We start from the raw sequence: 13,698 nt of genomic DNA, 5'->3' as shown, positions 1-13,698 counted from the left end.
CGCCGCCCCAGAACGGGTATGAGCTCCAAATGTGGGAGCGGGCTTGCTCGCGAATGCGGTGTGTCATTCAACACATTCAGTGACTGTTACCGCGCATTCGCGAGCAAGCCCGCTCCCACATTTTTGACTCGGTTACCCATTCGGGACTGGCGGCCTCCTCACTCAGCGACGTTCGATTGGCACGAACTTGCGCTGCTCGACGCCGGTGTATTCGGCGCTTGGACGGATGATGCGGTTGTTGGCCCGCTGCTCGAATACATGCGCGGCCCAGCCGGTAAGGCGCGAGCACACGAAGATCGGGGTGAACAGCTTGGTCGGGATGCCCATGAAGTGGTACGCCGAGGCATGGTAGAAGTCGGCGTTGGGGAACAGTTTCTTCTGTTCCCACATGGTCTTGTCGATCGCTTCGGAGACCGGGAACAGCACCTTGTCGCCCACTTCATCCGCGAGTTTTTTCGACCAGCCCTTGATCACTTCATTACGCGGGTCATTGTCTTTATAGATCGCGTGGCCAAAGCCCATGATCTTGTCCTTGCGCTCCAGCATGCCGAGGGTGCCTTTGACGGCTTCTTCGGCCGAAGAGAAACGCTCGATCATTTCCATCGCCGCTTCGTTGGCGCCGCCATGCAGCGGGCCGCGCAGCGAGCCAATGGCGGCGGTAACGCAGGAATACAGGTCGGACAGGGTCGAAGCACACACGCGAGCGGTGAAGGTCGAGGCGTTGAATTCGTGCTCGGCGTAGAGGATCAGCGACACGTTCATGACTTTTTCATGCAGCTCGCTTGGCTTCTCGCCGTGCAGCAGGTGCAGGAAATGCCCGCCGATGCTCGGCTCGTCGGTCACGCAATCGATGCGCTTGCCGTCATGGCTGAAGCGGTACCAGTAGCACATGATGGCCGGGAACGCGGCCAGCAGGCGGTCGGTCACATCGCGCTGCACGCTGAAGTCTTTTTCCGGCTCGATATTGCCCAGGAACGAGCAACCGGTGCGCATTACGTCCATCGGGTGGGCGTCGGCGGGAATGCGCTCCAGCACTTCTTTAAGCGCTTGGGGCAGGTCGCGCAGCTTGGCCAGCTTGGCGGTGTAGGCCGCGAGTTCGGCTTTGCTTGGCAACTCGCCGTACAGCAACAGATAGGCAACTTCTTCGAACTGCGCATCGGCGGCCAGTTCGCGCACATCGTAGCCGCGATAGGTCAGGCCGGCACCGGCCTGGCCCACGGTGGACAGTGCGGTCTGCCCGGCCACCTGGCCACGCAGGCCGGCGCCACTCAGTACTTTTGCTTCAGCCATGGTTCTTCTCCACTCTTATATTTATCAAGACGACCACTGCCCCCTGTAGGAGCGGGCTTGCCCGCGAAAAACGCCAGGGCACCGTGTTTAATCAGGTTGGCCGCGTTATCGTTGACGATTTTCGCGGGCAAGCCCGCTCCTACAGTGAGCATGTAGCCTTTATTTTTTCGCGGCGAACAGCGCGTCAAGCTTTTGCTCGAAGGTGTGGTAGTCGATGCGGTCGTAAAGCTCCATGCGCGTTTGCATGGTGTCGATCACGTTCTGTTGGGTACCGTCGCGACGGATCGCGGTATAGACGTTTTCGGCGGCCTTGTTCATGGCGCGGAATGCCGAGAGCGGGTACAGCACGATGGAAACATCGGCAGATTTCAACTGTTCGGTGGTGTACAGCGGCGTTGCGCCGAATTCTGTGATGTTGGCCAGGATCGGGGCTTTTACCCGCGAAGCGAACAGCTTGTACATCTCAAGCTCGGTAATGGCTTCCGGGAACACCATGTCGGCGCCGGCCTCGATGCACGCGGCGGCGCGCTCCAGGGCGGACTCCAGGCCTTCCACGGCTAGGGCGTCGGTGCGCGCCATGATCACGAAGCTGTCATCGGTGCGGGCATCCACGGCAGCCTTGATGCGGTCGACCATTTCCTGCTGCGAAACGATTTCTTTATTTGGACGATGGCCGCAGCGCTTGGCGCCTACCTGGTCCTCGATATGGATCGCAGCAGCGCCGAACTTGATCATCGACTTGACGGTGCGCGCCACGTTGAATGCCGAGGAACCGAACCCGGTGTCCACGTCCACCAGCAGCGGCAGGTCGCACACGTCGGTGATACGGCGCACATCGGTCAGTACATCATCCAGGCCGGTGATGCCCAGATCCGGCACGCCCAGGGAGCCCGCGGCCACACCGCCACCGGACAGGTAGATGGCCTTGAAACCGGCGCGTTTGGCCAGCAGAGCGTGGTTGGCGTTGATCGCGCCGACGACTTGCAGGGGGTGTTCGCTGGCGACTGCGTCACGGAAACGCTGGCCTGGGGTGCTGTTTTTATCGGAACTCATGACTCACCTCTCGAGGGGGCGCCGTCGGGGAAGTGACGGGCGATATTGCGTTTGGAAGCGCCGATATGGCGGCGCATCAACAACTCGGCCAGTTCACCGTCGCGATCGGCAATCGCGTCAAGAATGCGGTGATGCTCGGCAAATGCCTGGCGTGGACGATTGGGGGTGGCGGAGAACTGGATGCGGTACATGCGCACCAACTGATACAACTCGCCGCACAACATTTGGGTCAAGGTGCGGTTGCGCGCGCCCTGGATGATCCGGTAGTGAAAGTCGAAGTCGCCTTCCTGCTGGTAGTAACCGACCCCGGCCTGGAACGCGGCATCGCGCTCGTGGGTGTGCAATACCTGGCGCAGCTCCTCGATTTCTTCGTCGGTCATGCGCTCGGCGGCCAGGCGACAGGCCATGCCTTCGAGGGACTCGCGGATTTCATAGAGTTCCACCAGCTCGGCCTGGCTCAGGGATACCACCCGCGCGCCGACATGGGGCACGCGCACCAGCAGGCGCTGGCCTTCCAGGCGGTGGATCGCCTCGCGCAGCGGGCCACGGCTGATGCCGTAGGTGCGCGCCAGCTCCGGCTCCGAGATCTTGCTGCCGGGCGCTATCTCGCCCTTGACGATGGCGGCCTGGATGCGGCGGAAGACGTTCTCGGACATGGTCTGGGAATCGTCCTGCCCTGCTACCGGAATTTCCAGCTGATCGAGCATGATTGTCGACACCTTTAAAAGCAATGCCGCAAAAACTAGCCAATCAGCCCCTGATAGTCAAAGAATAAATGCACATTGTCGACAATCGTCTAATAACCCCTCTTGCACTCTATAGGGGCATGGCCGCCTGCCAGCGCTGGCGTCAGAAAACCTTCATGTTAGAATGCCCGCCGCATTTGCCTGACATCTCCGGATGAAAAGGCGCACGAGGGAGCTTGCGCAGCAATGCCAGTCGCCTTGAATCAAACATCGCACTGCACCGCCTCAGGATCTATGAGACTCAAGCCCTTCCCCCTATTGTTCTGCCTAATGATGTTCCCGGGCCTTGGCATCGCTGCCGAGAAGACCGTTTATGGCCTCAATGAATACGCCAAGTTGGCGGGCATTGACCTGGAAGTCGCCGCCAAGCTCGACACCGGCGCCAAGACTGCGTCCCTGAGTGCCCGGGATATCAAGCGCTTCAAGCGCAATGGTGAATCCTGGGTACGCTTCTACCTGGCCATCGATACCGCCCACTCGCACCCCATCGAACGTCCACTGGCCCGCGTCAGCAAGATCAAGCGACGCGCCGGTGACTACGACCCCGATGAGGACAAGAACTACACCGCCCGTCCGGTGATTGCCCTGGACATCTGCATGGGCACCGCTTTACGCAGCATCGAAGTGAACTTGACTGACCGCAGCGCCTTCCAATACCCGCTGCTGATCGGCTCCGAAGCGTTGAAACGCTTTGATGCGCTGGTCGACCCCAGTCTTAAATACGCAGCGGGCAAACCTGCCTGCGCCACCGACGCTCATACCGCCGAGTAATTCCAATGCGCTCTCTTACTATGCACCTGAAGATTCTGATCGCCATCCTGGTGGTACTGGGCATTTCGGTCACGGCCTATCAGATCTTCGTCCTCGGCATCCCGGTGACCGAAGACGCCACTGACGACCTGTGGAACATCGACGCCAAGGTCGAGTTCGTCGCCAACGCCAAGGACCCGGTAAAGGTCCAGATGTTCGTGCCGCCCCTGAGCCGCGACTTCGTCAGCCTCAACGAGAGCTTCATCTCCAATAACTACGGGGTGAGCGTCAACCGCATCGACGGCAACCGCAAGGTCACCTGGTCGGCGCGGCGTGCCAAGGGTAACCAGACCCTCTACTACCGCCTGGTGCTGACCAAGCGCTACAGCGGTGAAAAGGTCAAGGTCAAGGGCCCGACCTTCCGCGACAGCATCGCCGTGGAAGGCCCGGAAAAAGTCGCCGCCGAAGCCCTGCTGGCGCCAATCCGCCAGCACTCGGCCGATGTCGAAACGTTTATCAGCGAAGCCATCAAGCGCACCAACAACCTCAACGACGACAACGTCAAGCTGCTGCTGGCGGGCGATCCATCGACGCCGCACAAGGCCAAGATCGTCGAGTTGCTGCTGTCCATCGCCCACGTACCGGTGGAAAAGGTCCACACCCTCCGCCTGGTGGCCGACCAGCCGCAAACCCCGGAACTGTGGCTGCGCAGCTTCAATGGCAACGACTGGCTGTACTTCAACCCGGAAACCGGCGAACAGGGCCTGCCCTCCGATCGCCTGCTGTGGTGGACCGGCGATGAAAACCTGATCACCGTCGATGGCGGCAAGAAAGCCGCCGTGACCTTCAGCCTGAACAACAGCGAGATGAACGCAATCCGCCTGGCCAAGCTGACGGACGAGAACACCGACGCCAACTTCCTCGAATACTCGCTGTACGGCCTGCCACTGCAAACCCAGCAGACCTTCATGATCATGGTGATGATCCCGATTGGCGTGCTGGTGATCCTGATCCTGCGCAACCTGATCGGCCTGCAGACCCTGGGCACGTTCACCCCGGTACTGATCGCCCTGGCCTTTCGCGAGACGCAACTGGGCTTTGGCATCGTGCTGTTTACGGTGATCACGGCGCTCGGGCTGTCTCTACGCTCGTACCTGGAGCACTTGAAGCTGCAAATGCTGCCACGCCTGTCGGTGGTGCTGACCTTTGTGGTGGTGCTGATCGCCGCCATCAGCCTGTTCAGCCATAAGCTGGGCCTGGAGCGCGGCCTGTCGGTGGCGTTGTTCCCGATGGTGATCCTGACCATGACCATCGAACGCCTGTCGATCACCTGGGAAGAACGCGGCGGTGGCCATGCGATGAAAGTCGCGATCGGCACCCTGTTCGCTGCGTCCCTGGCACACCTGATCATGAGCGTGCCGGAGTTGATCTACTTCGTGTTCACCTTCCCGGCGATCCTGTTGATCCTCGTGGGCTTCATGCTGGCCATGGGTCGCTATCGTGGCTACCGCCTGACCGAGCTGGTGCGTTTCAAGGCCTTCCTCAAGGCTGATTCGTAATGTTCGGGTTCTGGAAGACCTGGAAGGCCCTGGAAGCGCGGGGCATCATGGGCATCAACCGGCGTAACGCCGACTACGTGCTCAAGTACAACAAGCGCAGCCTGTATCCGATTGTCGATGACAAGATCATCACCAAGGAACGGGCGATCCAGGCCGGCATCCACGTGCCGGAGATGTACGGGATCATTTCCACCGAGAAAGAAATCGACAAGCTCGACGAAATCATCGGTGGCCGTAGCGACTTCGTGATCAAGCCGGCCCAGGGCGCCGGCGGCGACGGCATCCTGGTGATCGCCGACCGTTTTGAGGGACGCTATCGCACGGTGTCCGGCAAGATCATCAGCCATGAGGAAATCGAGCACCAGATTTCCAGCATCCTCACCGGCCTGTATTCCCTGGGCGGTCACCGTGACCGCGCATTGATCGAATACCGCGTGGTGCCCGACCAGATCTTCAAGAGCATCAGCTACGAAGGGGTGCCGGACATCCGCATTATCGTGCTGATGGGCTACCCGGTGATGGCCATGCTGCGCTTGCCAACCCGCCAATCCGGCGGCAAGGCCAACCTGCACCAGGGCGCGATTGGCGTCGGTGTGGACCTGGCGACCGGCCTGACCCTGCGCGGCACCTGGCTGAACAACATCATCACCAAGCACCCCGACACCACCAACGCGGTGGACGGTGTGCAACTGCCCAACTGGGATGGTTTCATGAAACTCGCCGCCGGCTGCTACGAGCTCTGCGGGCTGGGCTACATCGGTGTGGACATGGTGCTGGACCAGGAAAAAGGCCCGCTGATCCTCGAACTCAATGCTCGGCCTGGGTTGAACATCCAGATCGCCAACGATTGCGGCCTGACCTTGCGTACCCATGCAGTGGAGGCTCGCCTTGAAGAGCTGAAGGCGGCGGGCGTGACGGAAACGGCGGAAGAACGCGTGAGATTTGCCCAGGAAATGTTTGGGCATATTCCGCCCGTGGAAGGCTGAAACCTGCACCCGGCTCCGTCCTCCATCCAGCAATCCCCGACATCCCCTCTAGGAGCAAATCCTTGAGGGGACTACAATCCCCTCCCCCGCGCCCATGGCTGATACACCCCCGCATGTCGACCTGCTCCGTACACCCGCTGCCCTACCACGCCAACCCCGCCGAGTATTTTGCGGCGATCCGCCATGCACCCGGGGCCGTACTGCTGGACAGCGGCCGACCAGCAGCCGAGCGGGGTCGTTATGACCTGCTCAGCGCCTGGCCGGAAGCAACGTTGGCGGTGTGGCCGGATGAAAGCGGTAGCGATTTCCTGCAACGCCTGCGGGAAAACCTGACGCTGCTGGGTGAAGCGAGCCTGCCCGCACCTTATGAGCTACCGTTTGCCGGCGGCCTGATCGGTTACCTGAGCTACGACTTTGGCCGCCACCTGGAACAACTGCCGCACCAGGCAATCGACGACCTGGGTCTGCCCGATGCGCGTTTTGGCCTCTACGCCTGGGCGCTGATCAGCGACCATCAGGCGCGCACCAGCCAATTGGTGTTCCATCCGAAACTGCAGGAAAGCGAACGGCAACGGCTGCTGGCCCTGTTCAGCCAACCTGCCGCCCAGACCCAGGCCAGCTTCAAGCTGCACACCCGGATGACCCCGGACCTGAGCGCCGAAGCCTATGAGCAAGCCTTGGCCCGCATCCAGGCCTATATCCAGGCCGGTGATTGCTATCAGGTCAACTTCGCCCAACGCTTTCGCGCGACCTGCAACGGGGATCCATGGGTCGCCTATTGCGCCCTGCGCGCAGCGTGCCCGACGCCGTTCTCCGGCTTCCAGAGCCTGCCGGATGACGGCGCGGTAGTAAGCCTTTCACCGGAGCGTTTCGTACGGGTCAGCCAGCGCCAGGTGGAAACCCGGCCGATCAAGGGCACCCGGCCTCGGGGGCTGACGCCTCAAGAAGATGCCGCCAACGCCGCCGAACTCCTGGCCAGCCCCAAGGATCGCGCGGAGAACCTGATGATCGTCGACCTGCTGCGCAATGACCTGGGCCGCACCTGCCGCACCGGCTCGGTCAAGGTGCCGGAGTTGTTCAGCCTGGAAAGCTATCCGAATGTGCATCACCTGGTCAGCAGCGTGACCGGCGAACTGGCTGACGGCAAAGACGCCTTGGACCTGATCGCCGGCAGCTTCCCCGGCGGCTCGATCACCGGTGCGCCGAAGATCCGCGCGATGCAGATCATCGACGAACTGGAACCCACCCGCCGCGGGCTGTACTGCGGCTCGTTGCTCTACCTGGATGTGCGCGGCGAGATGGACAGTTCCATCGCCATTCGCAGCCTGCTGGTCAAGGACGGCCAGGTCTGTTGTTGGGGCGGCGGCGGGATCGTTGCCGACTCCCAGTGGCAGGCGGAGTATCAGGAATCGATGACCAAGGTGCGGGTGTTGCTGGAGACGCTGGAAGCGCTGTAAACCCACCTCCCAGGGAAAGAACCTGAATCAGAACCGCCGTGGACAGCATCGGGGCGCAGGGATAGCGTCTCGCTTCGAAGTTACTTGGCCGTCTGTGAGGGATCACATGGATCGACTGCTTGTTGCCTTTGTCGTTTTATCGCTTGCTACGTTGAAGCAAAGCCCATTTCCTACACATCGCGTTGCCTGTCTGGGGTTGAAAATCCCGGAAGCGACGCCTAATATCTCCCAAATTGGGAGGTTCGATATATGCGAATAATCGCAAGAGCCGCCTTAAGGGAGTTCTGGGAAAGCAATCAGGCTTATACCGACTCAAAAACACCACTGGTTGAATGGTATCGCCATCTGGAGAAGTCCACCTATCACACGCCACAAGACCTGAAGATGGCGCTTCGAACCGCAAGCGTTCTCAAAGGAGGAAGGGTCGTGTTCAATATTGGTGGCAATAAGTATCGGGTGGTCATGGCGATCGACTACTTGCGGCAGCTGGGTTTCATACGGTTTGTTGGCACTCACGCCCAGTACGACCAGATCAACGCGGAGATTGTGTGATGAACATCAAACCTATTCGTACCCCAGAAGACCTGGCCGCTGCGCTGGCGCGTGTGGATCAGTTATGGGGGGCGCAGATCGGCTCGCCGGAAGGTGATGAGCTGGAAATTCTCGCGCTGCTGATCGAGAGATACGAAGACGAACACTTTCCCATGCCGCCTTCCGATCCGGTGGAAGCCATCAAATTCCGTATGGACCAGATGGGCCTGACGGCGCGCGACCTGGAGCCCTTTATCGGCTCCAGCGGCCGAGTGTCCGAAGTGCTGAACCACAAGCGCAAGCTGAGCCTGGCCATGATCAAGCGCCTGCACGAGGGCTTGCGCATTCCCTATGAGCGGTTGCTTGCGGGAGCTTGATCTTCAGGGTTTTCGAGGGCCTCATCGCGGGCAAGCCCACTCCCACATTTTTGCTCTGCAAACACAGTCGAAAATGGGGGAGCGAGCTTGCTCGCGATGAAGCCGTCCGCCTCGCTAAATTACTTACAGGCTCAACGACCGATTCGAGGCCTTGATGAACTCCCGCTTCAAGTCCTCAAAGGTATGCACCGCTGGGAATTGCGGGAACTCGCGAATCACATTCTCCGGCGCATGGAACAGAATCCCACGATCCGCCTCACCCAACATGGTGGTGTCGTTGTACGAATCACCTGCAGCAATGACCCGGTAGTACAGGGTCTTGAAGGCCAGTACCGACTGGCGCTTGGGGTCTTTCTGGCGCAGTTGATAGCTCACCACCCGATCATTTTCATCGGTGATCAGGCGGTGGCAAAGCAGGGTCGGGAAGCCCAGTTGACGCATCAACGGCTGGGAGAATTCATAGAAGGTGTCCGAGAGGATCACCACCTGGAAGCGCTCGCGCAGCCAATCGACGAACTCGATGGCGCCCTCCAGCGGTTTGAGGGTGGCGATCACTTCCTGGATATCCGACAGTTTCAAGCCGTGCTCGTCAAGAATCCGCAGGCGCTGCTTCATCAGCACGTCGTAGTCGGGAATGTCCCGGGTGGTGGCCCGCAAGGATTCAATACCGGTTTTTTCAGCGAAGGCGATCCAGATTTCCGGAACCAGCACCCCTTCCAGGTCGAGACAGGCAATTTCCACAAGACACTCCCATTTGGATTTTTTTTCAGTTGAGCGAGTAAAAGGACTGCCGAACTCTAGCGATTCGCGCTGGCCGCCGCAACGCAGGGCGGATTTTGTTAACATCCCACCCCTATAGAGCGCTCAGCGCCACTGACCTGTAGGAACCGTCCTGATGAACCAAGCCTTCGACGTCGCTGAACTCGCCGCGACCTATGCCAACAAGTCCGCCCAAGACATCCTCAAGCTGGCGTTCAGCCAGTTCGGCGATGACCTGTGGATTTCCTTCAGCGGTGCCGAGGACGTGGTGCTGGTGGATATGGCCTGGAAGCTGAACAAAAACGTCAAGGTCTTCAGCCTCGACACCGGCCGCCTGCATCCGGAGACCTACCGGTTTATCGAGCAGGTGCGCGACTTCTACAAGATCGATATCGAGTTGATCTCGCCGGACCAGAGCAAGCTGGAACCCTTCGTCAAGGAGAAGGGCCTGTTCAGCTTCTACAAGGACGGCCATGGCGAATGCTGTGGCGTGCGCAAGATCGAACCGCTGCGCCGCAAACTCTCTGGCGTCAGCGCCTGGGCCACCGGCCAGCGCCGCGACCAGAGCCCCGGCACCCGCAGCCAGGTGGCGGCCCTGGAAATCGACACGGCGTTCTCCACGCCGGAACGCACCCTCTACAAGTTCAACCCGCTGGCACAAATGACCAGTGAAGAGATCTGGGGCTATATCCGCATGCTGGAGCTGCCCTACAACAGCCTGCACGAGCGCGGCTTTATCAGCATCGGCTGCGAGCCTTGCACCCGCCCGGTGTTGCCGAACCAGCATGAGCGCGAAGGCCGTTGGTGGTGGGAAGAAGCAACCCAGAAGGAATGCGGGTTGCATGCGGGGAATATCATCAGCAAGGCCTGAAACCGGCCCCCTCCGACTATAGCGCTTTGTGGCGAGCGGGCTCGCCCCCCGCTGGGCTGCGTAGCAGCCCCACTCCAGGCATCGCGGTTGTTTCAGACATACCGTTGGGGCGGCTGCGCCACCCAGCGCGGGCGATACGGCGTTCCGGCAAGCCCGCTCGCCACAATAAGCCCGCACACTTCATTCACCCTGCCGAAAAATCCCGTACACAATATTGTCACTAACAGTGCCATTTTTGTGTGCACTTCAATTATTTCGCACCGAAAAGTTACACCCCACTTCGGCCAACTTCCTACATCCTCCACGCCTACATTCCCGCAACAAAATAAATACCTGTTCAAACGGTCAATTTATAGTTGTTTAAATTCAGCTATTTATTAATCAAACCTGCAAAAACGAAATTAGCCAAGCTTTTGATAGATAAAAACCTGGCACACAAGTGGCTAAGGGAGTTGAAGTCTTTGTATACAACTTCAACAACAACCTTCATACACTTTGTGTCCGCATGCCAGGCGCCCTGCAACCCAGCGCCTGCTGCAGATGCCAGGAGCCTGCCGGAATGCGCACAACTCTCCCCAATAATCTCGCACTGGATCTGCCCTCCTCCACAGGCAGCCCCACGGCCGCAAACCCCGGCCTGCTGGTGCTCAGCCCACGCCTGCACAACAAGGACCTGGCGCCGACCAAGGTCGAAGGCCGGCGCTGGGGTGGCTATAGCATCTTCGCCCTGTGGACCAACGATGTGCACAACATCGCCAACTATTCCTTCGCCATCGGCTTGTACGCACTGGGGCTGGGTGGCTGGCAGATTCTGTTGTCACTGGGGATCGGCGCGGCGCTGGTGTATTTCTTTATGAATCTGTCCGGCTATATGGGCCAGAAAACCGGTGTGCCGTTTCCGGTGATCAGCCGGATCAGTTTCGGCATATATGGCGCGCAAATACCTGCGCTTATCCGGGCGGTGATTGCCATCGCCTGGTTCGGGATTCAAACCTACCTCGCATCAGTGGTGTTCCGCGTTCTATTGGTGGCGATTGATCCAGGATTTTCCGACTACGACCATAACTCGATCCTCGGCCTTTCAACCTTGGGCTGGGCATGTTTTGTGCTGATCTGGTTCGTGCAACTGGTGATCCTGGCCTATGGCATGGAAATGGTCCGACGCTACGAAGGCTTTGCCGGCCCGGTCATCCTGCTGACTGTCGCGGCGCTGGCCGGTTGGATGTATTTCCAGGCAAGCGGCAATATCGCCTGGTCAATCCGCGAGCCCCTGAGCGGTGGCGAGATGTGGCGCAACATCTTTGCCGGTGGCGCCTTGTGGTTGGCGATCTACGGCACCCTGATCCTCAATTTCTGCGACTTCGCCCGTTCATCGCCCTGCCGCAAGACCATCCAGGTCGGTAACTTCTGGGGCCTGCCGGTGAATATCCTGGTGTTCGCGATCATCACCGTGCTGTTGTGCGGCGGGCAGTTCCAACTCAATGGCCAGGTGATCGAAAGCCCGACCCAGATCATCGCGGCCATTCCCAATACCTTCTTCCTGGTGCTGGGCTGCCTGGCATTCCTGATCGTCACGGTGGCGGTGAACATCATGGCCAACTTCGTTGCCCCGGCCTTTGTCTTGAGCAACCTGGCGCCCAAGTACCTGAACTTCCGCCGCGCCGGGCTGATCAGCGCGTTTCTCGCGGTGCTCATCCTGCCTTGGAACCTCTACAACAGCCCCCTGGTGATTGTGTACTTCCTTTCCGGCCTCGGTGCCCTGCTGGGCCCACTGTATGGCGTGATCATGGTGGATTACTGGTTGATCCGTAAGGGCCGGATCGACGTGCCGCAGTTGTACAGCGAAGATCCCAACGGGGCGTATTACTACAGCCGCGGGGTCAACCTGCGGGCGGTGGCCGCGTTTGTCCCGGCGGCGGTGATTGCCATTGTGCTGGCGCTGCTGCCGGGTTTTGCCAGCGTCTCGCCGTTCTCCTGGCTGTTTGGCGCCGGCATTGGCGGGGTGCTGTATCTGCTGATCGCCAAGCGCCAGCCGGTCTATGCCGATATCAGCGGCGAGAGCATCGCTGTCGACAACGTCAGTCATTGATCAGGGAGCATTCCATGCGCATTCTCGTCGTCAACGTCAACACCACCGAATCCATCACCGAGGCCATTGCCCAGCAGGCCCGCAGCGTGGCGGCGGCGGGCACCGAAATTGTCGGGCTGACGCCGTTTTTCGGCGCCGAATCGGTAGAAGGCAATTTCGAAAGCTACCTGGCGGCCATCGCGGTGATGGATCGGGTGATGGCCTACGATCAGCCATTCGATGCGGTCATCCAGGCCGGTTATGGCGAACATGGCCGCGAAGGCCTGCAAGAATTGTTGAACGTGCCGGTAGTAGATATCACCGATGCCGCCGCCAGCACCGCCATGTTTCTCGGCCATGCTTACTCAGTGGTTACCACCCTGGACCGCACGGTGCCGTTGATCGAAGACCGGCTCAAGCTTTCCGGGCTGTATGAGCGCTGCGCCTCGGTGCGGGCCAGCGGTATGGCGGTGCTGGAACTGGAGGAACACCCGTTGCGAGCCATGGAAGCCATCGTGCGCCAGGCCGAGTTGGCCATCAGCGAAGACAAGGCCGAAGTGATCTGCCTGGGTTGCGGCGGCATGGCCGGGCTGGATGAACAGATCCGCCAGCGCACCGGGGTACCAGTGGTGGATGGCGTGACCGCCGCCGTAACCCTGGCCGAAGCACTGGTGAGGCTGGGGTTGTCGACTTCGAAGGTGCGCACTTATGCGCCCCCCCGGCCAAAGAACATCATCGGTTGGCCGGGCAGGTTCGCACGCTGAATCGCCGATTTCGGTCAGTTCAAGACGTCATTGAGCACTTCATAAATGATCCCGGTGGCAATCGTCACCAGGATCAGGTCGGTGCCCGCCTGCTGCCATTCGTAGCCGTCGTAATGGGGCAGGCGCCCCAACAGGCGTCCATCGAGTTTCTTGGCTATCCCCGGTGGCAGGGGTTTGCCCCGGGCCAGGTTTTTCTGGATACCCGGCGGCAGGGATGAATCGCCGCGCCAGTAGTCGCGGTTATCACCGATGATGCCCCGCACACCGCCGATGTCAATTTGCGGGCCATTGTAATGAGCTCCCGCGCCCTTCTTGCCACCACCCTGGCCCTGATTACCCTGGCCGCCGCCCTTATTGCCATGGGCACTGCCTTTGTCCTTGCCGTTGCCGTTGCCGGGATCGGCCAACAGCGCCGGGGAGCCTGCAATCAACGCCAAGCTGGTAAATACGAGTAAAGCGCGTGATATGGACATGATCCGTCTCGACA

At 60.0% G+C, this 13,698-nt stretch carries 15 protein-coding genes; 9 read left to right on the top strand and 6 right to left on the bottom strand.

Annotated features, from left to right (window positions below):
• Positions 1-162 precede the first annotated feature (162 nt).
• Genes prpC through HBO09_RS09520 form a run of 4 tightly spaced genes read right to left on the bottom strand, consistent with a single transcriptional unit; the run spans position 163 to position 3,050 of the window.
• Complete coding sequence (prpC, locus tag HBO09_RS09535; RefSeq protein ID WP_169992661.1) at positions 163-1,290, bottom strand: 2-methylcitrate synthase; 1,128 nt, start codon at positions 1,288-1,290, stop codon at positions 163-165.
• Entirely contained in the window at positions 1,269-1,421 is a 153-nt protein-coding gene (locus tag HBO09_RS09530) for a hypothetical protein (protein ID WP_169992292.1), read from the bottom strand. Before HBO09_RS09530 ends, prpC begins: the two co-directional genes overlap by 22 nt.
• Positions 1,422-1,449: 28 nt before the next feature.
• The gene (gene prpB / locus HBO09_RS09525; RefSeq protein ID WP_169954256.1) at positions 1,450-2,343 is read right to left on the bottom strand and encodes a methylisocitrate lyase; all 894 of its coding nucleotides are present in this window, start codon (positions 2,341-2,343) and stop codon (positions 1,450-1,452) included.
• Entirely contained in the window at positions 2,340-3,050 is a 711-nt protein-coding gene (locus HBO09_RS09520; protein ID WP_029298300.1) for a GntR family transcriptional regulator, read from the bottom strand. The genes prpB and HBO09_RS09520 overlap by 4 nt, the downstream gene beginning before the upstream one ends.
• Positions 3,051-3,323: 273 nt before the next feature.
• On the opposite strand from HBO09_RS09520, the gene HBO09_RS09515 reads away from it, so the two are divergent.
• The 6 genes from HBO09_RS09515 to HBO09_RS09490 all read left to right on the top strand — a co-directional run bounded on the left by HBO09_RS09515 (position 3,324) and on the right by HBO09_RS09490 (position 8,749).
• On the top strand, positions 3,324-3,860 hold the full coding sequence (locus tag HBO09_RS09515; protein ID WP_092231868.1) for an ATP-dependent zinc protease: 537 nt from the start codon (positions 3,324-3,326) through the stop codon (positions 3,858-3,860).
• Positions 3,861-3,865: 5 nt separating this feature from the next.
• Positions 3,866-5,398, top strand: coding sequence for an inactive transglutaminase family protein (locus HBO09_RS09510; RefSeq protein ID WP_169992662.1), 1,533 nt, complete (start codon positions 3,866-3,868; stop codon positions 5,396-5,398).
• On the top strand, positions 5,398-6,384 hold the full coding sequence (locus HBO09_RS09505) for an alpha-L-glutamate ligase-like protein (RefSeq protein WP_169992663.1): 987 nt from the start codon (positions 5,398-5,400) through the stop codon (positions 6,382-6,384). Before HBO09_RS09510 ends, HBO09_RS09505 begins: the two co-directional genes overlap by 1 nt.
• 113 nt (positions 6,385-6,497) lie before the next feature.
• Positions 6,498-7,841 (top strand): aminodeoxychorismate synthase component I, encoded by a 1,344-nt coding sequence (pabB, locus tag HBO09_RS09500; protein ID WP_169992664.1) that lies wholly within the window; start codon positions 6,498-6,500, stop codon positions 7,839-7,841.
• A gap of 249 nt (positions 7,842-8,090) precedes the next feature.
• Entirely contained in the window at positions 8,091-8,393 is a 303-nt protein-coding gene (locus tag HBO09_RS09495) for a type II toxin-antitoxin system HigB family toxin (protein ID WP_169992665.1), read from the top strand.
• A complete protein-coding gene (locus tag HBO09_RS09490) occupies positions 8,393-8,749 on the top strand; it encodes a transcriptional regulator (RefSeq protein WP_169992666.1) in 357 nt (118 codons plus the stop codon). Before HBO09_RS09495 ends, HBO09_RS09490 begins: the two co-directional genes overlap by 1 nt.
• A 123-nt stretch (positions 8,750-8,872) precedes the next feature.
• On the opposite strand, the gene thrH is transcribed toward HBO09_RS09490, so the two are convergent.
• A complete protein-coding gene (gene thrH / locus HBO09_RS09485) occupies positions 8,873-9,490 on the bottom strand; it encodes a bifunctional phosphoserine phosphatase/homoserine phosphotransferase ThrH (RefSeq protein ID WP_029298307.1) in 618 nt (205 codons plus the stop codon).
• Between the two features lie 154 nt (positions 9,491-9,644).
• Between thrH and HBO09_RS09480 the strand changes: the two genes are divergently transcribed.
• From HBO09_RS09480 to HBO09_RS09470, 3 genes are all read left to right on the top strand, one after another.
• Complete coding sequence (locus HBO09_RS09480) at positions 9,645-10,379, top strand: phosphoadenylyl-sulfate reductase (RefSeq protein WP_169992667.1); 735 nt, start codon at positions 9,645-9,647, stop codon at positions 10,377-10,379.
• Positions 10,380-10,938: 559 nt separating this feature from the next.
• Positions 10,939-12,468 carry an NCS1 family nucleobase:cation symporter-1 gene (locus HBO09_RS09475; protein ID WP_169992668.1) on the top strand — a complete coding sequence of 510 codons (1,530 nt, stop codon included), beginning with the start codon at positions 10,939-10,941 and terminating at the stop codon, positions 12,466-12,468.
• A 14-nt stretch (positions 12,469-12,482) separates the two neighbouring features.
• Positions 12,483-13,211, top strand: coding sequence for an aspartate/glutamate racemase family protein (locus HBO09_RS09470; protein ID WP_169909944.1), 729 nt, complete (start codon positions 12,483-12,485; stop codon positions 13,209-13,211).
• Positions 13,212-13,225: 14 nt separating this feature from the next.
• On the opposite strand, the gene HBO09_RS09465 is transcribed toward HBO09_RS09470, so the two are convergent.
• Positions 13,226-13,684, bottom strand: coding sequence for an anti-virulence regulator CigR family protein (locus HBO09_RS09465; RefSeq protein WP_169992669.1), 459 nt, complete (start codon positions 13,682-13,684; stop codon positions 13,226-13,228).
• Between the last annotated feature and the right edge of the window lie 14 nt (positions 13,685-13,698).

It is taken from the genome of Pseudomonas sp. WS 5027 (assembly GCF_012985695.1).
Classification (GTDB): Bacteria; Pseudomonadota; Gammaproteobacteria; order Pseudomonadales; family Pseudomonadaceae; genus Aquipseudomonas; species Aquipseudomonas hygromyciniae.
The sequence above is the reverse complement of the archived record's forward strand: the minus strand, read 5'-3'. Positions and strand labels throughout refer to the sequence as shown.

Bases quoted from the DNA above. Each gene is read 5' to 3' on its own strand.
- prpB (WP_169954256.1), bottom strand. From the start codon at position 2,343: ATGAGTTCCGATAAAAACAGCACCCCAGGCCAGCGTTTCCGTGACGCA.
- HBO09_RS09510 (WP_169992662.1), top strand. From the start codon at position 3,866: ATGCGCTCTCTTACTATGCACCTGAAGATTCTGATCGCCATCCTGGTG.
- HBO09_RS09520 (WP_029298300.1), bottom strand. From the start codon at position 3,050: ATGCTCGATCAGCTGGAAATTCCGGTAGCAGGGCAGGACGATTCCCAG.
- HBO09_RS09505 (WP_169992663.1), top strand. From the start codon at position 5,398: ATGTTCGGGTTCTGGAAGACCTGGAAGGCCCTGGAAGCGCGGGGCATC.
- HBO09_RS09515 (WP_092231868.1), top strand. From the start codon at position 3,324: ATGAGACTCAAGCCCTTCCCCCTATTGTTCTGCCTAATGATGTTCCCG.
- prpC (WP_169992661.1), bottom strand. From the start codon at position 1,290: ATGGCTGAAGCAAAAGTACTGAGTGGCGCCGGCCTGCGTGGCCAGGTG.
- HBO09_RS09490 (WP_169992666.1), top strand. From the start codon at position 8,393: ATGAACATCAAACCTATTCGTACCCCAGAAGACCTGGCCGCTGCGCTG.
- HBO09_RS09470 (WP_169909944.1), top strand. From the start codon at position 12,483: ATGCGCATTCTCGTCGTCAACGTCAACACCACCGAATCCATCACCGAG.
- HBO09_RS09495 (WP_169992665.1), top strand. From the start codon at position 8,091: ATGCGAATAATCGCAAGAGCCGCCTTAAGGGAGTTCTGGGAAAGCAAT.
- pabB (WP_169992664.1), top strand. From the start codon at position 6,498: ATGTCGACCTGCTCCGTACACCCGCTGCCCTACCACGCCAACCCCGCC.
- HBO09_RS09475 (WP_169992668.1), top strand. From the start codon at position 10,939: ATGCGCACAACTCTCCCCAATAATCTCGCACTGGATCTGCCCTCCTCC.
- HBO09_RS09480 (WP_169992667.1), top strand. From the start codon at position 9,645: ATGAACCAAGCCTTCGACGTCGCTGAACTCGCCGCGACCTATGCCAAC.
- HBO09_RS09465 (WP_169992669.1), bottom strand. From the start codon at position 13,684: ATGTCCATATCACGCGCTTTACTCGTATTTACCAGCTTGGCGTTGATT.